Source organism: Streptomyces sp. LMG1-1-1.1 (assembly GCF_040815545.1).
Taxonomy (GTDB): Bacteria; Actinomycetota; Actinomycetes; order Streptomycetales; family Streptomycetaceae; genus Streptomyces.
Window position 1 is genome coordinate 160,282 of record NZ_JBFPNH010000014.1, and the last position, 22,051, is coordinate 182,332.

Genomic DNA, 22,051 nt, shown 5'->3' on the forward strand with positions numbered 1-22,051 from the left:
GGAAATCATCGCGGGTGCGGCTCTCGTGACCGCCTAGGCTCTCGATCATGACTCACGAGCCTGTCGAACTGGTGATCTTCGACTGTGACGGTGTCCTGGTGGACAGCGAGCGGATCTACTGCCGCGTGGACCGGGAGGTGTTCGCCTCCCTGGGGGCGGAGTTCACCGAGACGGAGGTGATCGAGCACTTCGTCGGGTCCTCCCACGAGATGCTCACCGCGATCGTGGCGGAGCGCAGGGGCCGCCCGCTGGAGCCCGGCTGGCACACCCCGTTCAAGCCGCGGTACGACGACGCGCTGGACGCGGAGCTGACGGCGGTGGAGGGCGTCACGGACGTCCTGGACGCCCTGGACGTCCCGTACTGCCTCGCCTCCAACGGCAGCCACGCCGGCATCCGCAGGAACCTCGGCCGGACCGGGCTGCTCGCCCGCTTCGAGGGCCGGATGTTCAGCGCCAGGGACGTCGCCCAGGGCAAGCCCGCACCGGACCTCTTCCTGCACGCGGCCGCCACCATGGGCGTCCCGCCCGAGCGCTGCGCCGTCGTCGAGGACAGCCCCTACGGCGTCCAGGCCGCCCGGGCCGCCGGTATGCGCGCCTTCGGCTACTGCGGCGGGCTGACCCGCGCCGACCGCCTCATGGGCCCGCGCACGGTCGTCTTCGACGACATGAGGGAGCTGCCGGCGCTGCTGCGGGAGCCGGTGTAGCGGACGCACCGGCTCCCGTCGCGGAGCGGGGTCAGGCGATGCGGTCCAGGACGATCGGGTTCGCCGTGAAGGGGGTGCCGGGGGCGGCGATGTCCCAGGCGCCCTCCAGGGAGCCCAGGGCGTAGTCGAACTTCTCCGGCGTGTCCGTGTGGAGGGTGAGCAGCGGCTGGCCCGCGGTCACTGTGTCGCCGGGCTTGGCGTGCAGCTCGACGCCCGCGCCCGCCTGCACCGGGTCCTCCTTGCGGGCGCGGCCGGCGCCGAGGCGCCAGGCGGCGATGCCGATGTCGTAGGCGTCCAGGCGGGTGAGGACGCCGGTCGACGGGGCGGTGACGACGTGCTGCTCGCGGGCGACCGGGAGGGTGGCGTCCGGGTCGCCGCCCTGGGCGGAGATCATCCGGCGCCAGACGTCCATCGCGGAGCCGTCGGCGAGGGCCTTGGCGGGGTCGGCGTCCTTGATGCCGGCCGCGTCGAGCATCTCGCGGGCGAGCGCGATCGTCAGCTCGACGACGTCGGAGGGGCCGCCGCCGGCGAGGACCTCGACCGACTCGCGGACCTCCAGGGCGTTGCCCGCGGTGAGGCCGAGGGGGGTCGCCATGTCGGTGAGGAGGGCGACGGTCTTCACGCCGCTGTCGGTGCCGAGCGCGACCATGGTGGAGGCGAGCTCGCGGGCGTCCTCGATGTTCTTCATGAACGCGCCGGTGCCGACCTTGACGTCGAGGACGAGCGAACCGGTGCCCTCGGCGATCTTCTTGGACATGATCGAGGAGGCGATCAGCGGGATGGCCTCGACGGTGCCGGTGACGTCGCGGAGCGCGTACAGCTTCTTGTCCGCGGGGGCGAGGCCGTCGCCGGCCGCGCAGATGACCGCGCCGGTGGTGTCGAGGACGTGCAGCATCTCCTCGTTGGAGAGCAGGGCGCGCCAGCCGGGGATGGACTCCAGCTTGTCGAGGGTGCCGCCGGTGTGGCCGAGGCCGCGGCCGGAGAGCTGCGGCACGGCCGCGCCGCAGGCGGCGACGAGCGGGGCGAGCGGCAGGGTGATCTTGTCGCCGACGCCGCCGGTGGAGTGCTTGTCGGCGGTCGGGCGGGAGAGCGCGTCGAAGTTCATGCGCTCGCCGCTGGCGATCATCGCGGCGGTCCAGCGGGCGATCTCCGTGCGGTTCATGCCGTTGAGCAGGATGGCCATGGCCAGGGCCGACATCTGCTCGTCGGCGACCACGCCGCGGGTGTAGGCGTCGATGACCCAGTCGATCTGCTCCGGGCTCAGCTCGCCCTTGTCCCGCTTCGTGCGGATGACGGAGATGACGTCCATGGTGGTGCCTCTTTCTACGCGCATAGAGGGGAAAGGGGGGAGCGACCCTTCCCATCGTGCCGGAAGGGTCGCTCCGAAGTGCTACTTGGTGAGGTGGCCCGGGCCGAAGGCCTGCGGGAGCATCTCGTCGAGGGTCCGGAAACCCTGCGGCGTCTCCAGGACGAGCTCGGGGCCGCCGAACTCGTACAGGAGCTGGCGGCAGCGGCCGCACGGGACCAGGGACTCGCCCCGGCCGTCCACGCAGACGAAGTGGGTCAGCCGGCCGCCGCCGGTCGCCTGGAGCTGGGAGACGAGCCCGCACTCGGCGCAGAGGCCGAGCCCGAAGGAGGCGTTCTCCACGTTGCAGCCGGAGATCACCCGCCCGTCGTCCGTGAGGGCCGCCGCGCCGACCGGGTAGCCCGAGTACGGGGCGTACGCGTGGGACATCGCCTCGCGGGCGGTCTCCCGGAGCAGGTCCCAGTCGGGCGTCGTCGTCACTTGCCCTGGCCCTTCCGGTACGGCAGGCCGTCCGCCTTGGGCATCCGCAGGCGCTGCGCCGAGAGGGCGAGCACGAGCAGGGTGGTGACGTACGGGGCGGCGTCGACGAACTGGCTCGGGACCTCGTCGGTGAGGAAGTACCAGAGGAAGAACGCGGCGGAGAAGGCGGCGGAGACGGCCGCGACCACGTACTTCTTCTTGTACAGCTGCCAGAGGGCGGCGATCACCAGGAGCAGCGCGACGAGCAGCAGCAGCGCGTGGACGTTCTCGGCGCCGCCGCGCAGCTTGAGGCTGTCGGTGAAGCCGAAGAGGCCCGCGCCGAGCGCCATGCCGCCGGGCATCCAGTTGCCGAAGATCATCGCGGCGAGACCGATGTAGCCGCGGCCGCCGGTCTGGCCCTCCTGGTAGATGCCGGTGGAGACGATCGCGAGGAAGGCGCCGCCGAGGCCGGCGAGGCCGCCGGAGACGGCCACGGCGATGTACTTGTACTTGTACACGTTGACGCCGAGGGACTCGGCCGCGACCGGGTTCTCACCGCAGGAGCGCAGGCGCAGGCCGAAGGCCGTGCGCCACAGCACCCACCAGGTGCCCGGGATCAGCAGGATGGCGATCACGGTGAGCAGGGACAGGTTGGTGACCAGGCCGCCGAGGATGCCGGCGATGTCCGAGATCAGGAACCAGTGCTTCTGCTGGAGGTCCATCAGCCAGTCCGAGAGTCCCGGGATGGTGATGTCCGTGATCGGGTCGATGCGCGGGGACTGCTTGGAGGAGCCGCCCTCGGCCTTGTCGAAGGTGAAGTTCGACAGGTACTGGGTGAAGCCGACCGCCAGGATGTTGACCGCAACACCGGAGACGATGTGGTTCACGTTGAACGTGACGGTGATGATCGCGTGCAGCAGACCGCCGAGCGCGCCGCCGAGGATGCCGACGACGACACCCGTCCACGGGCCCCACTGGTAGCCGGCCCAGGCGCCGAACCAGGTGCCGAGGACCATCATGCCTTCGAGGCCGATGTTGACGACGCCCGCGCGCTCGGACCACAGGCCGCCGAGACCGGCCATGCCGATCGGCACGGCGAGCTGGAGCGCGCCGGAGACCTGGCCGACGGAGGTGAGGTCGTCGGCCCCGGAGACGACCCGGACGAGGGAGAAGAGGACGAGGCCGGCCGCGACGATCAGCAGGATCCACGGCCAGGTCAGCTTGCGGCGCCCGGTGCGCTTGGGCGCGGCGCTCGGCTTGGCGACAGTGCCGGTGCTCATGCCGAGACCTCCTTGTCGGTCTTGATGGCGCCGCCGGCGGCGAGCTCCTCGCCGACCTTCTGCTGCTGGCGGCGGATGCCGTAACGGCGGACGAGCTCGTAGGAGACGACCACGGCGATCACGATGATGCCCTGCATGATCTGCGTGATCTCCTTCGGGTAACCCGCGACGTCGAGGTTCGAGGACGCCTTGTCGAGGAACGCGAAGAGGAGGGCCGAGAAGAGGATGCCGACCGGGTGGTTGCGGCCGAGCAGGGCGACGGTGATGGCGGTGAAGCCGACGCCGACCGGGAAGGCGAGGCTGTACGTGTGCGACTCGCCGAGCAGGATCGGCATGCCCGACAGGCCCGCGAGCCCACCCGAGATCAGCATCGCGGTGAGGATCATCTTCTTGGCGTCGACACCGCTGGCCTGGGCCGCGGACTCGCTCTCGCCGGTGGCGCGCAGGTCGAAGCCGAAGCGGGTGCGGTTGAGGACGAACCAGTAGACGACGCCGAGCGCGAGCGCGACGAAGGTGAAGCCGTAGATCTGGCCGCCCTCGCCCATGTCGATGCCGGGGAACCAGCCGGACTCCGAGATCTGACCGGTGGTGAGGTCGTTGGAGCCGGCGGGCTGGACGCCGAAGTTCTTCGGCAGGATCAGCCAGGCCACCAGGGAGGTGGTGATGGCGTTCAGCATGATCGTGGAGACGACCTCGGAGACGCCCCGGGTGGTCTTCAGGATGCCCGCGATGCCGGCCCAGAGGGCACCGGTCGTCATGGCGACGATCACGATGACCAGGATGTGCAGCGGGCCGGGCAGCTCGATGGCGGCACCGACCAGCGCCGAGACCATCGCGGCGAGGCGGTACTGGCCGTCGACGCCGATGTTGAAGAGGTTCATCCGGAAGCCGACCGCCACGGCCAGGGCGGCCAGGTAGTAGATCCCGGTCTGGTTGACGATCAGCACCTGCGTGTCGGAGAACTCGGCGTTCTCGATCATCAGGCGGATCGGTTCGATCGGGTCGAGGCCCGTCGCGAGCAGCACCAGGACGGTGAGCACGAAGGACGTGACCAGCGCGAGCACGGGGCCGGCGGCCCCGATGAGCAGCTTTTCCTTGTCGATCTTCATCATCGGGCGTCACCGTCTTCGGACTGCTCGTCGGCGTCGAGGTTGCCGGTGGCCGCGCCGGTCATGGCGGAGCCCAGCTGCTCGGGCGTGATGGTGGCGGGGTCGGCGTCGGCGACCAGCTTGCCGCGGTACATGACACGGAGGGTGTCGGAGAGGCCGATCAGCTCGTCGAGGTCGGCGGAGATCAGCAGCACCGCGAGGCCCGCGCGGCGGGCGTCGCGGATCGCGTCCCAGATCTGCGCCTGCGCGCCGACGTCCACACCCCGGGTGGGGTGGGCGGCGATCAGGAACTTCGGGTTGTGGCTCATCTCGCGGCCGACGATCAGCTTCTGCTGGTTGCCGCCGGAGAGGGAGGCCGCGGTGACGTCGATGCCGGGCGTGCGGACGTCGTACTCGCGCACGATCCGCTCGGTGTCCTTGCGGGCGGCCTTCGGGTCGAGGATGCCGCGCTTGGAGTTGGGCGCCTCGGTGACGTGGCCGAGGATGCGGTTCTCCCAGAGCGGGGCTTCGAGGAGCAGGCCGTGGCGGTGGCGGTCCTCGGGGATGTAGCCGATGCCGCCCTCGCGGCGCTTGCGCACGGAGACCTTGGAGATGTCCTCGCCGTCGAGCGTGATGACGCCCGAGTCGGGGGTCGCCATGCCCATGAGCGCGTCGATGAGCTCGGTCTGGCCGTTGCCCTCGACACCGGCGATGCCGAGGATCTCGCCCTTGTGGATGGTGAGCGAGATGTCGTCGAGGAGCTTGCGCCCGGTGGCGACCTCCTCGTGCACGGTGATCGCGGACGACGGGTCGGCCGGGGCCGCCGTGGTCAGGGGGGCGCCGGCGGCGCCGCTCTCGACCAGGCTCAGGTTCGCGACCTGGAGCATCGGGACGTCGGTGACCGTCGACTCGCGCGTCTCCGGCGAGGGCAGCTCGCTGCCGACCATCAGCTCGGCGAGCTGCTTGGTGGTGGCGGTCTTCGGGTCGGCGGTGCCGACCGTGGTGCCCCGGCGGATGACGGTGATGTCGTCGGCGACCTTCAGGACCTCGCCCAGCTTGTGCGAGATGAAGATGACCGTCAGGCCCTCGGACTTGAGCTCGCGCAGGTTGTCGAAGAGCGCGTCGACCTCCTGCGGGACGAGCACGGCGGTCGGCTCGTCGAGGATGAGGATCCTGGCGCCGCGGTAGAGGACCTTGAGGATCTCGACGCGCTGGCGGTCGGCGACGCCGAGGTCCTCGACGAGGGCGTCGGGGCGGACCCCGAGGCCGTACGCGTCGGAGATCTCCTTGATCTTCTTCCGGGCCTTGGCACCGATGCCGTGGAGGTTCTCGCCGCCGAGGACGACGTTCTCCAGGACGGTGAGGTTGTCGGCGAGCATGAAGTGCTGGTGCACCATGCCGATGCCGCGCGCGATGGCGTCACCGGGGCTGGAGAAGGTGACCTGCTCGCCGTCGACGGCGATGGTGCCCTCGTCCGGTTTCTGCATGCCGTAGAGGATCTTCATGAGGGTCGACTTGCCGGCACCGTTCTCGCCGATGAGGGCGTGCACGGTGCCCTTGCGGACCGTGATGGCGATGTCCTTGTTGGCGACGACGCCAGGGAATCGCTTGGTGATGCCGTGCAGTTCTACGGCGGGGGGGCTGGACGCGTTGATGACGCACTCTCCTTGGCCGGAAGGAGTGGGAGCGGGGAGGGCAGGGCGGGGCGAAGTTATCGTGCCAGGGAGACATCTACACGCGTAGCGCTGCCGAAAAATGAAAACCCGTACGGGAATGGGGCCGGGGCCCGGCTCCAGTGGGAGTGCCACTGGGGCCGGGCCCGCGGGCTCAGGTCGTGATCGCGGTCCTTACGGAGCGGTCTTGACCGTGATCTTGCCGTCGATGATTTCCTTCTTCGCCTTGTCCACCGCGGCGATGAGGTCCGTCATCTTCTTGTACTCCGGGTTGGAGTCGGCGAGGCCGACGCCATCCGTCGCGAGACCGTAGCGGATCTCACCGGACTGCGGCTTGCCGTCCTTGACCGACTTGATGACGTTGAAGACGGAGTCGGAGACGTCCTTGGTGACCGAGGTCAGGATGTGCTCCTTGTAGGAGGCCAGACCCGCCTGGTTGTACTGGTCGGAGTCGACGCCGATGGCCCACTTGCCCGCGGTGGCGGTGGCCTCGATGGCGCCGGAGCCGGCGAGACCGGCGGCGGCGTAGATCACGTCGGCGCCCTTGTCGAGCTGGCCCTGCGCGGCGGCCTTGCCGAGGTCGGGCTTCGAGAAGCCGTCGAAGTTCGGCGGCTGGGTCAGGTACTGGACGAGCACCTTCGCCTTGGGGTTGGTGTCCTTGACGCCCTGCGCGAAGCCCGCCTCGAACTTCTTGATCAGCGGAACCTCGACACCGCCGATGAAGCCGACCGTGCCGGACTTGGACGCCTTGGCGGCGGCGACGCCGGCCAGGTAGGAGCCCTGCTCCTCGTTGAAGACGAGGTTGGCGATGTTCGGGCCGGTCTTCGACGTGTCGTCGATGAGGCCGAAGGTGGTCTTCGGGTAGGCCTTGGCGACCTTCTCGATGGCCGGGGCGTAGGCGAAGCCGACACCGATGACCGGGTTGTTGCCGGCGCGGGCCAGCGAGGTGAGGCGCGCGACCTTGTCGGCGTCGCTCTCGCCCTGCGACGGCTCGGCCTCGGCGCCCTTGACGCCGAGCTCGTCCTCGGCCTTCTTCAGGCCGGCGTAGGCGGCGTCGTTGAACGACTGGTCGCCACGGCCGCCGATGTCGTACGCGATGGCGGCCTTGACGGCCTTCGAGTCCGAGCTGGAGCTGGAGCTGCTGCCCGAGTCGGTCGACGACTTGCCACACGCGGTGACGGACAGCGCGAGCGCCGCGGAGGCGATGCCCACGGTCGTGATCCTGGTGATCCGGCGCAAGAGGAGGGTCCCTTCAAGACTGACCGAAAGCGCCTCTTCCGGCGCTGGTTTCGCGGCGATCGTAACGCGCGTAGATGTCAGTTAAAGACCCGTTCATGAGTCGTTATCGGATCGTCGCGAACCGGCCAGCCGAGGCGACCGGGGGCGTTCGGCCCGGTACCGCCGGTTATACCGCCCGGTGAACGCGTTGGGGAGACCCCGTGGGGCCGACACGCCGGGCGGTGGGCCGGACGGCCGAGTGCGCCGTCCGGCCGGATTTCAACGCCTTCGGCGTGGCGTTGATCACCGCGGGGGCGTGGCGATGATCACCGCCGGAACGCGACTCCGGCCGGGCCGTGGCCGAGTTGGCGGCCGGGCCGAGTCCGGGTCGCCGGTCACGTCGTGTCCGGGTCGGGTCAGGCCTGCGACGCGCCGTCGAGGAGGGCTGCGGCCGTGAAGAGCTCCACGCCGGCGTCGATGCACAGCTCGTCGACGTCGAAGTCGCCGGCGTGCAGGTCGCGGACCCGGGGGTCGCCGGGGGTGCGGACGCCGAGCCGGGCCATGGCGCCGGGGACGTGCTCCAGGTACCAGGAGAAGTCCTCGCCGCCGAGGCTCTGCTCGGTGTCCTCGATCGCGTGCGGTCCGCGGCGGGCGGCCATGGCGTCGTGGAGGAGTTCGGTGACGGCGGCGTCGTTGACGACCGGGGGGACGCCCCGCACGTAGGTGACGGTCGACTTGGCGCGGTGCAGGGTCGCGACCTCGTCGATCGCCGCGTGCACCAGGTCGGGCGCGTCGCGCCAGGTGGGCAGGTCGAGGCAGCGGACGGTGCCGGAGAGCTCGGCGTGCTGCGGGATGACGTTGGGGGCGTGGCCGGCCTCGATGCGGCCCCAGGTGACCGAGAGCCCGGAACGGGCGTCGACGCGGCGGGCCAGCACGGCGGGCACGTCGGTGGCGACGCGGGCGGCGGCGGTGACGAGGTCGGTGGTGAGGTGCGGGCGGGCGGTGTGGCCGCCGGGGCCGTCGAGGGTGACTTCGAGGCGGTCGCAGGCGGAGGTGATGGCGCCCACCCGGAGCCCGATCTTCCCGGCGTCCACCCGGGGGTCGCAGTGGACGGCGATGATCCGGCCGACGCCGTCCAGGACGCCCGCTTCCACGGCGTCGGCGGCGCCGCCGGGGAGGACTTCCTCGGCGGGTTGGAAGATCAGCCGCACGGCGTGGGGCAGGAGGCCCTGCCGGTCGAGCTCGGCGAGGACCAGGCCGGCGCCGAGGACGGTGGTGGTGTGGACGTCGTGCCCGCAGGCGTGGGCGCGGTTGGCCACGGTGGAGCGGTAGGCGACGGTCTTGACGTCGGGGATGGGCAGCGCGTCGAGGTCGGCGCGGATCGCCAGCATGAGTCGGCCGCGGTGCCGGGTGCCGATGTCGCAGACGAGCCCCGTGCCGGCCGGGAGGACCTTCGGCGCGAGACCGGCCGCCTCCAGACGGGCCTTGAGCGCGGCGGTCGTACGGAACTCCTGGTTCCCGAGCTCGGGGTGCATGTGCAAGTCCCTGCGGAAGTCGATCAGTTCGGCGCGCAGGGCTTCGGACAGCGTTCCGGGCAGGGTGACGGAGCCTGGCTCACGGGACTTCAACTGGTTCACCCTTTGAAGGGTAAGGCCGCGAGGAGGTCAACTGCCCGTTGATCACGAAAAGTTCAGCCCGTTAGGGGAAAGAATCTCGGTTTGCCCGGCATGAAGGCCCTTCCATGTGGGTACGCTCAGCCGAATTCGAGCCGGTCGGTGGAGGACACCGCGCGGGCCGTCAGCCGGTCGACCTCGTGGGCGGCCGTGCCCGTCACGACGGACAGGAAGCCCTGGGCGCGCGGCGAGGCGCTCGCCCGCAGCCACTCGGGCGCGATCTCGCACACGGCGACCCTCACCCCCGTACCGGCGAGGGCCAGCGGCAGGGTGTGCACGACCGTGGACGGGAAGCTGACGACCGTGCGCCCGATGGGTCCGCGCCGGGCGATCAGCTCCAGGGGCAGGTCGGGGCGGACCACCTGGAGACCCGTCTCGACGGCGATCCGGTGCAGCTTCTCGGCGCTCTCCCTGCGGTGCGCAAAGTAGCGGGTAGCGCCGTGGGTGCCGGCCAGCTCGCCCACGACCCGGGCGTAGTGGTCGGCGTCGACCACACCCGTCTCGACCAGCGAGGTGCCCACCAGGTCGGCGCCGCGGGTGAGCAGCGGCGGCCCGAAGCGGGACCGGGTCCAGGCGAACGAGTTCTCCGTGACCGTGAGGGTGTCCGGGGCCTCGACGGGCAGCGAGGTGAAGATCTCGACCGTACGGCCCCGGGCCGGGGCGAGCCGGCGGCGGGCCAGCGAGGTCACCGGGGCGAGCACCAGCTCGCGCGGGCCCAGGTTCCCCTTGCGGTGCCAGCGCACCAGGCGCTCGCCGCGGCCGAGCTGGGCGGCGAACTCCATGGTGGCGGTGCCGTCGTCGACCACCGTCAGGTGGCGGGGGGCGAACAGGGACAGGAGCAGCTGGACGTACCGCGAGAACGGGTCGCCGATGATCACCCGCTCCGCCGAGCGCAGCGGCCCGGAGAGCTCCCGCAGGGTGCGCACGAGCGCCCCGCGGCCGCCGCGTGCCTCCTGCCAGCGGACGGTGAGCCCCTCGTCACGGGCCAGCTGCGCCATCCGGCGCAGCTGGCCACGCGACATGGGGTCGGTCGGCGAGAGCACGACGACCGTGAGGGGTGCGGTGGCGTCCGCGAGGCCACCGGTCGACGGGGCACCGGGCTCCGCGGGGACCGGGAGGCCGGGCCCGGCAGGGGCGCCGTCCGTGGCGCCCGTCCGTTCCGGCTCGGCCGGACGGGTGCCCGCCACGGCCTTCTGCGCGTGCGTCCATTCCAGGACGTTGAGGAGCTGGACCGGGCTCTCGACGAACGCCAGCTGCCCGGTCATGCGGCGACGAGCCCCTGGACCCGGCGGAGCTTCTTCATGGGGCCGAGCTCGGACTCGTAGACTTTCTTGACGCCGTCGCCGAGGGCCGTCTCGATGGTGCGGATGTCGCGGACGAGGCGCTGGAGGCCCTGCGGCTCGACGGAGGCGGCCTGGTCGGAGCCCCACATGGCGCGGTCGAGGGTGATGTGGCGCTCGACGAAGGTGGCGCCGAGGGCGACGGCGGCGAGGGTGGTCTGGAGGCCGGTCTCGTGGCCGGAGTAGCCGATCGGGACGTTCGGGTACTCCTCCTGGAGCGTCTGGATGACGCGGAGGTTGAGCTCCTCGGCCTTGGCCGGGTAGGTCGAGGTGGCGTGGCAGAGCAGGATGTTGTCCGAGCCGAGGACCTCGACGGCGTGGCGGATCTGCTTCGGGGTGGACATGCCGGTGGAGAGGATGACCGTGCGGCCGGTGGCGCGCAGGGCGCGGAGCAGCTCGTCGTCGGTGAGGGACGCGGAGGCGACCTTGTGGGCGGGGACGTCGAACTTCTCCAGGAAGGCGACGGCCTCGGTGTCCCACGGGGAGGCGAACCAGTCGATGCCCCGCTTGCGGCAGTGCTCGTCGATGGCGCGGTACTCGTCCTCGCCGAACTCCACGCGGTGGCGGTAGTCGATGTACGTCATGCGGCCCCAGGGGGTGTCCCGCTCGATGTCCCACTGGTCGCGCGGGGTGCAGATCTCCGGGGTGCGCTTCTGGAACTTGACGGCGTCGCAGCCGGCGTCGGCGGCGACGTCGATCAGCGCGAGGGCGTTGTCGAGCTCGCCGTTGTGGTTGATGCCGATCTCGCCGGTGACGTAGACGGAGTGGCCGGGGCCGGCGGTCTTCTCGCCGAAGGTGCGCAGTCGGGTGTTCATGGTGCCGTTCCTTACGAGTCGGTGGTGGTGCGTGCGGGGGTGTCGAGCTCGGGTCCGAGGAGCCACGCGGCGATCTCGCGGATCGCTCCGGAGCCGCCGGGGGTGACGGTGACCGCGCGGGCCGCGGCCCGTACGGAGTCGTGGGCACTGCTCACGGCGACGGGCCAGCCGACGAGGCGGAAGCAGGGCAGGTCGTTGACGTCGTTGCCGGCGTAGAGGACGCGCTGGGGGTCGATGCCCTCGGCGTCGCACCACTCCTTGAGGGCCCGGTCCTTGCGGTCGATGCCGTGCAGGACGGGGATCCTGAGCTTGCGGGCGCGGGCGGCGACGACGGCGTTCTGTTCGGTGGAGAGGATGAGGACGGGGAGTCCCGCGCGGCGCAGGGCGGCGATGCCGAGGCCGTCGCCGCGGTGGGCGGAGACGAACTCGCGGCCCTCGGCGTCGAGGTGGACCCGGTCGTCGGTCTGGGTGCCGTCGAAGTCGAGGACGACGGCGTCGACGTCGGCGAAGCCCGGGGTGGCGGGTTCGTCGAGGAGCGGCGCGAGGGCCTTGGCGCGGGCGAGGTCGTGGGGGTCGTCGATCTCCAGGACCCGGGCGGGGTCGGTGACGACGAGCGCGGTGCGGCCGAAGAAGCGGTGCCGGTGGGTACGGAAGCCGGTGGCGTCCATGGCGTAGACGGCGCCGGTCTCCAGGTACTCGGGCTCCCGGTCCTGGCGGCGGGGGCGGTGCGCCTTGTCGTGGTTGACGCCGGTGGCCCCGGTCGCGCCGTCCCGGGGGTCACGCCAGAGGAAGCCGTGCGAGGGGGCGGCCGTGAACGCGGTGTCGGCGGCGCCCGAGGTGATCCGCCGGGCGGTCTCGGCGACTTCGGCGGAGGTGAGGAAGGGGCTGGTGCACTGGACGAGGAGGACGACGTCGGCCGGTCGGCCGTGGGTGGCCTCGAAGGCGTCCATGGCGTGCAGGACGGCCGCCTCGCTGGTGGCGGTGTCGCCGGCGATCTCGGCGGGGCGGTGGACGGCCTCGGCGCCGGCGGTGCGGGCCGCCGCGGCGATGGCGGGGTCGTCGGTGGAGACCACGACGTGGGTGACCGGGTGGGCGCCGAGGCAGGCGCGGACGGCGCGGGCCACCAGGGGGACTCCGGCCACCGTGGCGAGGTTCTTGGCGGGGACGCCCTTGGAGCCGCCCCGGGCGGGGACGACGGCGAGCACGGTGGGGGCGTTCGGCGGGGGTGTCGTGGGCATCAGAGTTCTCCGAGGCGGCGGATGACGGGGGCGATGCGCTGCACGCCGTGGCGGTACGCGCCCCGCGCGGCCTCCCGGACGATCCGGCGCGGTCCGCTCTCGCGGGGCTCCGGCGCGGTGACGTCCAGGCGGTGGCGGGCGAGGATCCCGGGCAGGTAGCCGGGGGCCGACTCCGCGGTGTAGTAGGGGGTGATCGGGGGCCGCGCGGGCAGGGCGAGGAGTTCGGCGACCCGCTCGCGGGCGGCGTCGAAGGCCTGCTCGTACGGGGTGTCGGAGGCCACGCCCTGCCGGGCGAGCCAGGTTTCGTCGGGGGCCGGGGTGAGCCCCTTGTCGAGCCGGTCGAAGGAGGTCAGCAGGCCGGAGCCGACGAAGTGGTGGTTGCCGAGCGCCTCGCGGACCCCGAGGTCGGTGAGGATCGCGGTGGGGATCCGCCGGTGGAGGGCTTCGAGTGCGGCCGTGGAGGAGACCGTGACCAGGAGGTCGGTGCGGTCGAGGACCTCGCCCATGTGCCCGTAGACGAGGCGGAAGTTGGCGGGCGGGTCGAGTGCGCGGACCAGCTTCTGGTAGGGGAACTCCTCCAGGTGCGTGGTGTGTTCGCCGGGCTTGGAGCGGAGCTTGAGGAGCACCTCGCGACCGGGGTGGAGGCGTGCGTGGTCGATCAACCGCCGCAGGACGTAGGTGCGTTCGGCCCGGGTGGCGGGGACGGACGGCTGGGCGGCGAAGACCAGGGTGTCGCGGCCCGCCTCGGGGGCGTACGGGGCGCCGCCGAGGAAGGGCAGCGCGGCCTCGACGACCGGGTCGGCCGAGGCTCCGACGCCCGCGTAGACGGTACGGAAGCGTTCCGCGTCGTGCCGGGAGTTGGCGAGGACGACGTCGGCGCCGTGGCGCAGCAGGAGGCCGTCGGTCAGCTTCTCGTAGACGACGCCGACGTAGCCGGTGACGATCACCGGGCGCCGCTCGAGGGCCAGGTCGGCCAAGCCCTGGAGGACGGCCCGGACGGTGCCGCCGACGAGGGAGAGGACGACGAGGTCGTATCCCTCGCCGCGCTTCTCCGCGTCCCGTACCGCGCGCAGGAACTCGGCGCCCGTCACCTCGCGCGGGGCGTCCTTGGACACCCCGGTCTCGGCGAGCTGGCGCGCGGTGGGCGTGGCCCGTCCGCGCAGGACGAAACCGGTGGGTTCGGCTGTCGCCGTCGTGATGCGGCGCGCGGTGAGGGCGCCCCATTTCCACCGGGTGTCGGAGTCGGCGAGCACGGCGACCCGTACCGCTTCTCGGTTGCTTCCTTGCACGCCGAGGACGCTAGAAGGGCATTCCGCTTTCCGTCCCAACTGGGCCGCAACAAAGGGTGAACAGAGCCTCTCCGACTTCTGAAGCGGCCCGGTTTCCGGTCATCGGGGAGCCGGATTCCGATGTCGGTAAAGGCGGTTAATCCGTCCGCCGCCCGGTGTTCACCGGACATCCGCCCGCCGGTCGGTGGGAATGCCGGGTCGGCGCCTAACGTCGGCCGCGTGGTCAAGCTCTCCGTCGTCGTGCCGTTCTTCAACGTGCAGACATACGCCCCCGACACCCTGACGAGCCTGCGTGCCAACGCGCGGGAGGACTTCGAGTTCCTGCTGGTCGACGACTGCTCGTCGGACAGGACCCCGGAGCTCCTCGAACGGGCCGCGCGCGAGCTGCCGGGCGCCGTCGTGCTCCGGCACGAGCGGAACGAGGGCCTCGCCACGGCCCGCAACACCGGTCTCGACGCGGCCCGGGGCGAGTACGTCGCCTTCCTCGACGGGGACGACTGGCTGGCCCCCGGCCACTACGACCGGCTGGTCGCCGCCGCCGAGGAACTGGGGTGCGACTTCCTCCGCACCGACCACGTCTCCGTCACCGGCCGCACCCGCGCGGTGCGGCGGGCGCCGGTCGCCCGGCGCGGCGAGGTGCTGTCCCCGCGGGACGCGATCCTGCCGGCCCATCGGACGACCTCCGTCGACTACCCGTACGCCTGGGCGGGGATCTACCACCGGCGGCTCCTCGACCGGGGCCTGCTGCACTTCACGCACGGGCTGCGGACCGCCGAGGACCGGCCGTGGATCTGGCGGCTGCACCGCGAGGCGGAATCGTTCGCCGCGATCGGCGAACTCGGAGTTTTCTACCGGCGGGGTGTTTCGACCTCGCTCACCCAGATCGGTGATGTACGACAATTGGATTTCATCCGCGCATTCGACCAGGTGATCGAGGAAACGGCGAAGGACCGGGACGCCGACGCGCTTCTTCCGAAAGCCGTGCGCACGTATTGTGCGGTGATTTCCCATCACATCGGGTCGATCGAACGGTTCGAGCCGGAGGTGGCACGGCAGCTCAGGGCGATGAGCGCGGGCGCGCTGCGGCGGATGCCGCAGGACGTCCTCGACGAGGTCCTGCCGGCGATGGGCCCGGACCGGGCCGCGACCCTGCGCAGGCTGCGCCGCCGACGCCCGGCCCCGCCACCCGGCCCGACACCGGACACCGGCGCGGGCACGGCCACCGGCGCGGATGCGGCCTCCGGCGCCGGTGCGGCTTCCTCGGCGGGGGTGGCGGTGTGAGCGGCACCCTGACGCGTCCGCGGGCCATGCCCCGCCCGACCACGCAGATCTTCTGCGCCTCGACGCTCTACGGCGTGGTGACGCTCGCCGCCGCGCTCGACAGCGGCTGCTTCGGGCCCGCCGACCGGCGGATCCTCCTCGTCACCAACAACGCGGCCGTGCCGGAGACGACCCCCGCCCTGGACGAGGCCGAGGGCTTCGCACGGCTGCGCGGCCACTTCGACGACGTCCTCTCCTGGAACGAGGCGATCTCCCCGCTCCACCCCGCCGGCTGGACGCCCCGCGCGAGCGACCTGCCGCTCCTCCAGCGCCATCTGCGGCGGCTGTGGGGGCTCGGCGACGACCGGATCGAGCTGGCCCTGGAGTCCCTCCAGGTGACGCCCGCGCTCGCCATCGCCCAGCTGCTGCCCGACGCGCCGATCACCGTGTACGCGGACGGCCTGATGAGCTACGGACCGACCCGCAACAAGATCGACCCGCTGATCGGCGGCCGGGTGGACCGGCTGCTCCACCTGGACCTCGTGCCGGGGCTCGCGCCGCTGCTGCTGGCCGAGTTCGGGGCGGTGGCGGAGACCGTACCGACGGAGGCGTTCACGAAGTGCGTCGAGGAGCTGGCGGGAGCCGCTCCCGGGCCCGCCACCGGGGACGACGGGCCGGCGCTGCTGCTCGGCCAGTACCTGGCGGCGCTCGACCTGCTGACCGTCGCCGAGGAGGAGGAGCTGCACCTGCGGATGGTCCGGGGCGCCGTCGCCCGCGGCCACCGGAGGCTCGTCTTCAAGCCGCACCCGACGGCCCCGGACGCCTGGTCGCGGACGCTGGTGCGCGCGGCGGAGGAGCTCGGCGCCGAACTGACCGTCGAGCACCGGCCCGTGCTCGCCGAGGTGCTCTACCGCGAGCTGCGGCCCGCGCTCGTCGTCGGCTGCTTCTCCACCGCGCTCCTCACCGCGCACACCTTCTACGGGCTGCCGGTCGCCCGGGTCGGCACGCGCACCCTGCTCGCGCGGCTCACCCCGTACCAGAACAGCAACCGGGTCCCCCTGACCGTGGTCGACACGGTCGTCCCGCCGCTGGAGCCGGAGGAGGGCGACGACGCCGAGGTCGGTACGGAGCAGCTGAACGACCTGGTCGCGGCGGTCGGCTTCGCCATGCAGCCGAAGATCCGGCCGGAGCTGCGGGAGGCGGCGGTACGGCACCTGTCGGGTCCGCTCGCCGCACCCACCCGGCACCACTTCACCCGCCGCCGCCTCACCGTCCTCGGCCTCCCCGGCGGCCTCCCCCTCCCCCGGCACCCCAAGGTCCGCCGGCTCGCCCGGCGCGCGCTGCGCCTGCGCAAGGCGCTGAAGCGGTAGGTCCGGGCGAGGCGGGGGGGATCAGGCGCGGCGGACCGGCTCCTGGAGTTCGGTCACCCACCGCGCCTGGTCCTCCGGGCACTCCAGGTACAGCTCGCGGGCGTACCCGGCGGAGGCGTAACCGTTGGTGTCGATCCAGGCGGCCAGGGTCTGCGCGGTCGGCAGGATCGCGTCCATCGACCCGCGGTGGACGATGGTGGCCGCCTCCTCGATGCCGGGCAGGACGAGCACCTCGACGCCCTCGACGGCGGTGCCCTCGGGGACGGTCGTCCCGGCGTGCACGACGACCGAGCCGTCCCCCGCGCCCGCGTCCTCGTAGTAGGCGATGCCCGGGCCGAAGCCGGTGACGCCCGCGGCCGCGAGGCGGCCGCACAGCTCGTCGTACAGCGGTCCGATGACCGGGGTGATGTCCTGCGGGCCGAAGCTCGCGGCGACCGCGCTCAGCTCGGCGATCCGGACGGCGGGGATCTTCTTGACGACGACGTCCTGAGTGGACATGCGTCCCTCGCTCTCGATGGCTCGGAGCCGCGCGCCGACCTGGGCGAGCCGGGCCCGCGCCTCCGTCACGGCCGATTCCAGCTCGGCCTGGCGCAGGCGCAGCATCCCCCGCAGCTCGTGCGCGTCGACCTGCTCGTCGAGGATGGCCCCCACCTGTTCGAGGGTGAAGCCGAGGTCCTTGAGCGCGATGACGCGGTTGAGCCGGGCGAGCTGGTCCGCCGTGTAGTGGCGGTAGCCCGTGAAGGGGTCGACCCGGGCCGGGTGCAGCAGTCCGATGGCGTCGTAGTGACGCAGCATCCTGACCGACACCCGCCCGTGCCGGGCGAAGTCTCCGATGGTGAACATGACGACTCCTACGGAACGCCCTCACACGGTGTCAGGGTCAAACGTCAGACGGCGCTGCTGAGCGAGAGCTTCGCGGCGAAGCCGAGGAAGAGCGCGCCGGCCGCCGACGTCGCGCCCGCGGAGAGGCGCTTGCGGCGGCGGAAGGCGGCCGCGAGCCGGGTGCCGCCGAAGATCAGGGCCGTCAGGTAGAGGAAGCTGCCGATCTGCAGGATCGAGCCGAGGACGAGGAACGAGAACGCCGGGTAGGCGTAGCCGGGGTCCACGAACTGCACGAAGAAGGAGATCAGGAAGAGGATCGCCTTGGGGTTGAAGAGGCTGATGAGCAGCGCGCGGCGGTACGGGTTCTCGCCGCCGACCACGGCCGGGGACTCCTCGGTCTCCGCGGCGGCCGCCTCGCCCCGGGAGCGCCACATGCTCCACGCGGCGCGCAGCATCCCGATCGCCATCCAGGTGAGGTAGCCGGCGCCCGCGTACTTGACGATCGTGAAGAGGAGCGGGGTCGTCTGGAGCAGCGAGGCGGCGCCGAGCGCGGCCAGCGTCATCAGGATCGCGTCGCCGGTGAACACCCCGGCGGCGGCCTTGTATCCGGTCCGGGTGCCCTTGCGGGCGGCCACGGACAGCACGTAGAGCGAGTTCGGCCCCGGGAGGAGGACGATGAGGACGACGCCCGCGAGATAGGTCGACAGATCGGTGACACCCAGCATGGGCGGAGTGTCGCACACATATACGACACTCCGCTGTGACCTGCGTCTATGGGGGACGGTGCCGGCTCAGAACGCGTCGGTGGGGACGTACGTGCCCCAGACCCCGCGCAGCGCGTCGCAGACCTCGCCGATGGTGGCGCGCGCCTTGAGGGCGTCCTTCATCGGGTACAGGACGTTGTCCGTTCCCTCCGCGGCCTTCTTCAGCGCGGTGAGCGCCGCGTCGACCGCCGGCTGGTCGCGCTCGGCGCGCAGCCTCGCGAGCCGGTCGGCCTGCTGGGCCTCGATCGCGGGGTCGACGCGCAGCGGCTCGTACGGCTCCTCGACGTCGATCGTGTAGCGGTTGACGCCCACGACGACCCGCTCGCCGCTGTCGGTCTCCTGGGCGATCCGGTAGGCGGAGCGCTCGATCTCGTTCTTCTGGAAGCCGCGCTCGATCGCGCTGACCGCGCCGCCCATGTCCTCGACCCTGGCCATCAGTTCCAGGGCCGCGGCCTCGACGTCGTCGGTCATCTTCTCGACGACGTAGCTGCCGGCGAACGGGTCGACGGTGGCGGTGACGTCCGTCTCGTACGCGAGGACCTGCTGGGTGCGCAGGGCGAGGCGGGCGGACTTGTCCGTCGGCAGGGCGATGGCCTCGTCGAAGGAGTTGGTGTGCAGCGACTGCGTGCCGCCGAGGACGGCCGCGAGGCCCTGGACGGCGACCCGTACGAGGTTGACCTCGGGCTGCTGGGCGGTGAGCTGGACGCCCGCGGTCTGGGTGTGGAAGCGGAGCATGAGGGACTTGGGGTTCGTCGCGCCGAACTCGTCCTTCATCACCCGCGCCCAGATGCGGCGGGCGGCGCGGAACTTCGCCACCTCCTCCAGGATCGTGGTGCGGGCCACGAAGAAGAAGGAGAGCCGCGGCGCGAAGTCGTCGACGTCCATGCCGGCGGCGACCGCGGTCCGGACGTACTCGATGCCGTCGGCGAGGGTGAACGCGATCTCCTGCGCGGGCGAGGCGCCGGCCTCGGCCATGTGGTAGCCGGAGATCGAGATGGTGTTCCACTTCGGGATCTCGGCCCGGCAGTACTTGAAGATGTCCGCGATCAGCCGCAGCGAGGGCTTCGGCGGGAAGATGTACGTGCCGCGGGCGATGTACTCCTTCAGCACGTCGTTCTGGATGGTGCCCGTCAGCCGGTCCGCCGGGACGCCCTGCTCCTCGCCGACGAGTTGGTAGAGGAGCAGCAGGAGGGCTCCGGGGGCGTTGATCGTCATCGACGTGGAGACCTTGTCCAGCGGGATCCCGTCGAACAGGACGCGCATGTCGTCGATCGAGTCGATGGCGACGCCGACCTTGCCGACCTCGCCGTGCGCGATCGGGGCGTCGGAGTCGTGGCCCATCTGGGTCGGCAGGTCGAAGGCGACCGACAGGCCCATGGTGCCGTTGGCGATGAGCTGCTTGTAGCGGGCGTTGGACTCGACGGCGGTGCCGAAGCCCGCGTACTGGCGCATGGTCCAGGGCCGGCCGGTGTACATCGACGGGTACACGCCGCGGGTGAAGGGGTACGCGCCGGGCTCGCCCAGCTTCCGGTCGGGATCCCATCCGTCCAGGGCGTCCGGTCCGTAGACCGGCTCGATCGGCAGCCCCGACTCAGACTCGCGCGCCATGCGTTGTGCCTTCCGATAGACCTGCTACTCAGCGGTACGGACCCTCGCGACGGACTGTAGCGGCGGGCGTGCGGGCCATGGAGGGCAGCACGCTGGGACCTTCCTCACAGCATGCGCGGTTCGTGCCCCGGGGGCGCAACCGCACACGCGCGGGATGCATCCCTAGGTACACACGACTAGTCACGGGGGAAACAATGAAGAGGTCTTCGTCCGTCATAGGCAGAACCGCCGTGCGCGGCACCGTCCTGCGCAGGGTGGCGCTGGCAGCGGCGGCGGTGGCACTCGCAGCGGGCTGTACGCCCGACGCGGTCGGCGGCGGCGGCACAGGTACCGCGGGTCCGACGCGGGCGCCCGCACCGACGTCGGCCACGCCCGGGACCGCGCCACCGGCGTCCTCCCCCGGCACGGACGGCAAGCCGCCGTCGCCCGGCGCCACACCCTCCACCGGCACGCCCGCGCCCAAGCCCCTCATGGGCGACGGCGACGAGAACGAGCAGGTCCGCGAGCTCCAGGCGCGGCTGCGGCAGCTCGACTTCTTCGACCGCGCCCCGACGGGGTTCTACGGGAAGATGACCGCGGGCGCGGTCGAGAGGTTCCAGAAGCGGCGGGGCCTGCCGGAGACGGGGTCGGTCGACGAGGCGACCTGGCAGCGGCTGGTCTCGCTGACCCGGAAGCCGACGGCCGACGAGCTGAAGCCCGCCACCACCAACAAGCTGGACACTCCGGACCCGCGGTGCATGACCGGCCGGGTGCTGTGCATCAGCAAGGAGAGCCGGACCCTCGCCTGGATGATCGACGGCAAGGTCGTCTCGTCCATGGACGTCCGCTTCGGTTCGGAGAACACCCCGACCCGGGAGGGCACCTTCAGCGTCGGCTGGAAGGCCCGCACGTGGACCTCGACGATCTACCACACGCCCATGCCGTACGCGATGTTCTTCAGCGGCGGCCAGGCCGTGCACTACTCGGCGGACTTCGCGGCCCGCGGCTACGGCGGCGCCTCGCACGGCTGCGTGAACGTCCGGGACCGGGCGAAGCTCTCGGCCCTCTTCGACGCGGTGAAGGTCGGCGACAAGGTCGTCGTCCACTGGTAGCCCAGCGGGAGGAAGAAGGGGCGCGGGTGGGACCGGGGGAACGTGTCCCACCCGCGCCGGGTGCGCGGAGCCGTAGGTACGGGGGGAACCCCGGCTCACTGCGCGGCCGATGACCAGTCGGCACATTCCATACTGCGCCGACGGGCCGAGAAGTGTTACACCGGCAGCGGGACGCGTGTCTCGGCGGTGATTCCGACGGGGGTTCCGGCCGTGATCGCGGCCGTGGTCCCGGCGCCGGCTCCGGCCGGATCATCGACGGACAGGGCGGCCGAGAGCCGGACGGAGTCGCGGCCGCCACCGCCGCCGTTCCGGGCGTCGCCGGACCCGCCGGAGTCGTTCCCGTCGCGGCCGTTCCCGTCGCCGCCTGTGTCGCCTGAGCCGCCTCGGTCCTCGTCCTTGGTGTCGCCGTCGGACGTGTCCTTGGTGCCGCCCTTGGGCGTGTCGGCGCCGTCGGAGGTGCCGGTGCCGCCGGCGAGGATCCGGTCGCAGTAGCGGCGGAGGGTGTCACCGCTCCGCAGGTCCCGGGTGAGCCGCTCGCGGGAGGCGGTGTCGAGCCTTCCGGCCCGGTAGTCCTGGCAGGCCTTGAACGTCTTGCTCCGGACGTCGGTGGTGCCGGTGGTGCCGGTGGTACCGGTGTCGCCCTTGCCACTCGAACCCGTGTCCGTGGTGGTCCCGCCGGGCTCCGGAGTGGACGTGCCGTGTCCGTCCGGGCCCTGGGTGGAGGGTGCGGTGGTGGTACCGGCGGACGGGGACGCGCCGGGCGTGCCGTCGCCGCCGCCCGGTCCGCTCGGGGGCGCCTCGGGGTCCTGGCGTATGCCGGGCTCCTTCGAGGCGAGCGGGTCCGGGGACTCGCCCGCGGCCACGGAGCTGGCGGGCGCGGGGCCCACCAGGGGCAGGACGCCGGTGCCGGCGGCGACGGCGACGCCGCCGACCGTGACGGCGGCGACCGCGGCGGCCAGCCCGTAGCGCAGGGAGCGTCCCCAGCGGCGCGCCGGTGCGGTGACGGGGGCGAGCCGCACCCGGCCGAGCTCGACGCGGTCGGCCGCTCCGGCG

19 protein-coding genes are annotated in these 22,051 nt (G+C 71.9%); 4 read left to right on the forward strand and 15 right to left on the reverse strand.

Features of this window, described 5'->3' with window-relative positions; genetic code table 11:
* Positions 1 to 47 precede the first annotated feature (47 nt).
* A complete protein-coding gene (locus MRBLMG1_RS06410; protein WP_367821587.1) occupies positions 48 to 704 on the forward strand; it encodes an HAD family hydrolase in 657 nt (218 codons plus the stop codon).
* A 31-nt stretch (positions 705 to 735) separates the two neighbouring features.
* On the opposite strand, the gene MRBLMG1_RS06415 is transcribed toward MRBLMG1_RS06410, so the two are convergent.
* From MRBLMG1_RS06415 to MRBLMG1_RS06465, 11 genes are all read right to left on the reverse strand, one after another.
* Positions 736 to 2,013: a thymidine phosphorylase gene (locus MRBLMG1_RS06415; RefSeq protein ID WP_367821589.1), complete on the reverse strand. Its 1,278-nt coding sequence runs from the start codon at positions 2,011 to 2,013 to the stop codon at positions 736 to 738.
* 81 nt (positions 2,014 to 2,094) lie between these two features.
* Positions 2,095 to 2,490 carry a cytidine deaminase gene (locus MRBLMG1_RS06420; protein WP_367821591.1) on the reverse strand — a complete coding sequence of 132 codons (396 nt, stop codon included), beginning with the start codon at positions 2,488 to 2,490 and terminating at the stop codon, positions 2,095 to 2,097.
* Positions 2,487 to 3,749, reverse strand: a complete 1,263-nt coding sequence (locus tag MRBLMG1_RS06425; protein ID WP_367821593.1) for an ABC transporter permease — start codon at positions 3,747 to 3,749, stop codon at positions 2,487 to 2,489. Before MRBLMG1_RS06425 ends, MRBLMG1_RS06420 begins: the two co-directional genes overlap by 4 nt.
* Positions 3,746 to 4,861 carry an ABC transporter permease gene (locus MRBLMG1_RS06430; RefSeq protein ID WP_367821595.1) on the reverse strand — a complete coding sequence of 372 codons (1,116 nt, stop codon included), beginning with the start codon at positions 4,859 to 4,861 and terminating at the stop codon, positions 3,746 to 3,748. The genes MRBLMG1_RS06425 and MRBLMG1_RS06430 overlap by 4 nt, the downstream gene beginning before the upstream one ends.
* Entirely contained in the window at positions 4,858 to 6,492 is a 1,635-nt protein-coding gene (locus tag MRBLMG1_RS06435) for an ABC transporter ATP-binding protein (protein ID WP_414721500.1), read from the reverse strand. Before MRBLMG1_RS06435 ends, MRBLMG1_RS06430 begins: the two co-directional genes overlap by 4 nt.
* 192 nt (positions 6,493 to 6,684) lie before the next feature.
* Positions 6,685 to 7,749, reverse strand: coding sequence for a BMP family lipoprotein (locus MRBLMG1_RS06440; RefSeq protein WP_367821597.1), 1,065 nt, complete (start codon positions 7,747 to 7,749; stop codon positions 6,685 to 6,687).
* Positions 7,750 to 8,144: 395 nt separating this feature from the next.
* Positions 8,145 to 9,365, reverse strand: coding sequence for an amidohydrolase (locus MRBLMG1_RS06445; protein ID WP_367821599.1), 1,221 nt, complete (start codon positions 9,363 to 9,365; stop codon positions 8,145 to 8,147).
* 116 nt (positions 9,366 to 9,481) lie between these two features.
* Complete coding sequence (locus MRBLMG1_RS06450; protein WP_367821601.1) at positions 9,482 to 10,666, reverse strand: hypothetical protein; 1,185 nt, start codon at positions 10,664 to 10,666, stop codon at positions 9,482 to 9,484.
* Entirely contained in the window at positions 10,663 to 11,556 is an 894-nt protein-coding gene (locus tag MRBLMG1_RS06455) for an N-acetylneuraminate synthase family protein (protein ID WP_367821602.1), read from the reverse strand. The genes MRBLMG1_RS06450 and MRBLMG1_RS06455 overlap by 4 nt, the downstream gene beginning before the upstream one ends.
* Before the next feature lie 11 nt (positions 11,557 to 11,567).
* Complete coding sequence (locus tag MRBLMG1_RS06460) at positions 11,568 to 12,794, reverse strand: cytidylyltransferase domain-containing protein (RefSeq protein ID WP_367821604.1); 1,227 nt, start codon at positions 12,792 to 12,794, stop codon at positions 11,568 to 11,570.
* Positions 12,794 to 14,083 (reverse strand): DUF6716 putative glycosyltransferase, encoded by a 1,290-nt coding sequence (locus MRBLMG1_RS06465; RefSeq protein WP_367821606.1) that lies wholly within the window; start codon positions 14,081 to 14,083, stop codon positions 12,794 to 12,796. Before MRBLMG1_RS06465 ends, MRBLMG1_RS06460 begins: the two co-directional genes overlap by 1 nt.
* Positions 14,084 to 14,302: 219 nt before the next feature.
* On the opposite strand from MRBLMG1_RS06465, the gene MRBLMG1_RS06470 reads away from it, so the two are divergent.
* Together MRBLMG1_RS06470 and MRBLMG1_RS06475 are read left to right on the forward strand one after the other, a co-directional pair.
* The gene (locus tag MRBLMG1_RS06470) at positions 14,303 to 15,364 is read left to right on the forward strand and encodes a glycosyltransferase family 2 protein (protein WP_367821608.1); all 1,062 of its coding nucleotides are present in this window, start codon (positions 14,303 to 14,305) and stop codon (positions 15,362 to 15,364) included.
* 26 nt (positions 15,365 to 15,390) lie between these two features.
* Entirely contained in the window at positions 15,391 to 16,713 is a 1,323-nt protein-coding gene (locus MRBLMG1_RS06475) for a polysialyltransferase family glycosyltransferase (protein WP_367821635.1), read from the forward strand.
* 21 nt (positions 16,714 to 16,734) lie between these two features.
* Here the strand turns inward: MRBLMG1_RS06475 and MRBLMG1_RS06480 are convergent, their stop codons facing one another.
* From MRBLMG1_RS06480 to MRBLMG1_RS06490, 3 genes are all read right to left on the reverse strand, one after another.
* On the reverse strand, positions 16,735 to 17,556 hold the full coding sequence (locus tag MRBLMG1_RS06480) for a MerR family transcriptional regulator (protein WP_367821610.1): 822 nt from the start codon (positions 17,554 to 17,556) through the stop codon (positions 16,735 to 16,737).
* 44 nt (positions 17,557 to 17,600) lie between these two features.
* Positions 17,601 to 18,260 (reverse strand): leucine efflux protein LeuE, encoded by a 660-nt coding sequence (gene leuE, locus MRBLMG1_RS06485; RefSeq protein ID WP_367821612.1) that lies wholly within the window; start codon positions 18,258 to 18,260, stop codon positions 17,601 to 17,603.
* A 66-nt stretch (positions 18,261 to 18,326) separates the two neighbouring features.
* A complete protein-coding gene (locus MRBLMG1_RS06490; RefSeq protein ID WP_367821614.1) occupies positions 18,327 to 19,907 on the reverse strand; it encodes an acyl-CoA mutase large subunit family protein in 1,581 nt (526 codons plus the stop codon).
* A 230-nt stretch (positions 19,908 to 20,137) separates the two neighbouring features.
* Here MRBLMG1_RS06490 and MRBLMG1_RS06495 point away from each other — a divergent pair, with 230 nt between their 5' ends.
* Positions 20,138 to 20,998: a L,D-transpeptidase family protein gene (locus tag MRBLMG1_RS06495; RefSeq protein ID WP_367821616.1), complete on the forward strand. Its 861-nt coding sequence runs from the start codon at positions 20,138 to 20,140 to the stop codon at positions 20,996 to 20,998.
* Between the two features lie 155 nt (positions 20,999 to 21,153).
* Here MRBLMG1_RS06495 and MRBLMG1_RS06500 read toward each other — a convergent pair.
* On the reverse strand, positions 21,154 to 22,051 hold an 898-nt coding region (locus MRBLMG1_RS06500; protein WP_367821617.1), incomplete at its 5' end, for a hypothetical protein.

Excerpts from the sequence above, each read along its gene's own strand:
- MRBLMG1_RS06410 (WP_367821587.1), top strand. The coding sequence starts at position 48 with ATGACTCACGAGCCTGTCGAACTGGTGATCTTCGACTGTGACGGTGTC.
- MRBLMG1_RS06415 (WP_367821589.1), bottom strand. The coding sequence starts at position 2,013 with ATGGACGTCATCTCCGTCATCCGCACGAAGCGGGACAAGGGCGAGCTG.
- MRBLMG1_RS06425 (WP_367821593.1), bottom strand. The coding sequence starts at position 3,749 with ATGAGCACCGGCACTGTCGCCAAGCCGAGCGCCGCGCCCAAGCGCACC.
- MRBLMG1_RS06430 (WP_367821595.1), bottom strand. The coding sequence starts at position 4,861 with ATGATGAAGATCGACAAGGAAAAGCTGCTCATCGGGGCCGCCGGCCCC.
- MRBLMG1_RS06450 (WP_367821601.1), bottom strand. The coding sequence starts at position 10,666 with ATGACCGGGCAGCTGGCGTTCGTCGAGAGCCCGGTCCAGCTCCTCAAC.
- MRBLMG1_RS06455 (WP_367821602.1), bottom strand. The coding sequence starts at position 11,556 with ATGAACACCCGACTGCGCACCTTCGGCGAGAAGACCGCCGGCCCCGGC.
- MRBLMG1_RS06460 (WP_367821604.1), bottom strand. The coding sequence starts at position 12,794 with ATGCCCACGACACCCCCGCCGAACGCCCCCACCGTGCTCGCCGTCGTC.
- MRBLMG1_RS06475 (WP_367821635.1), top strand. The coding sequence starts at position 15,391 with ATGCCCCGCCCGACCACGCAGATCTTCTGCGCCTCGACGCTCTACGGC.
- MRBLMG1_RS06480 (WP_367821610.1), bottom strand. The coding sequence starts at position 17,556 with ATGTTCACCATCGGAGACTTCGCCCGGCACGGGCGGGTGTCGGTCAGG.
- leuE (WP_367821612.1), bottom strand. The coding sequence starts at position 18,260 with ATGCTGGGTGTCACCGATCTGTCGACCTATCTCGCGGGCGTCGTCCTC.
- MRBLMG1_RS06490 (WP_367821614.1), bottom strand. The coding sequence starts at position 19,907 with ATGGCGCGCGAGTCTGAGTCGGGGCTGCCGATCGAGCCGGTCTACGGA.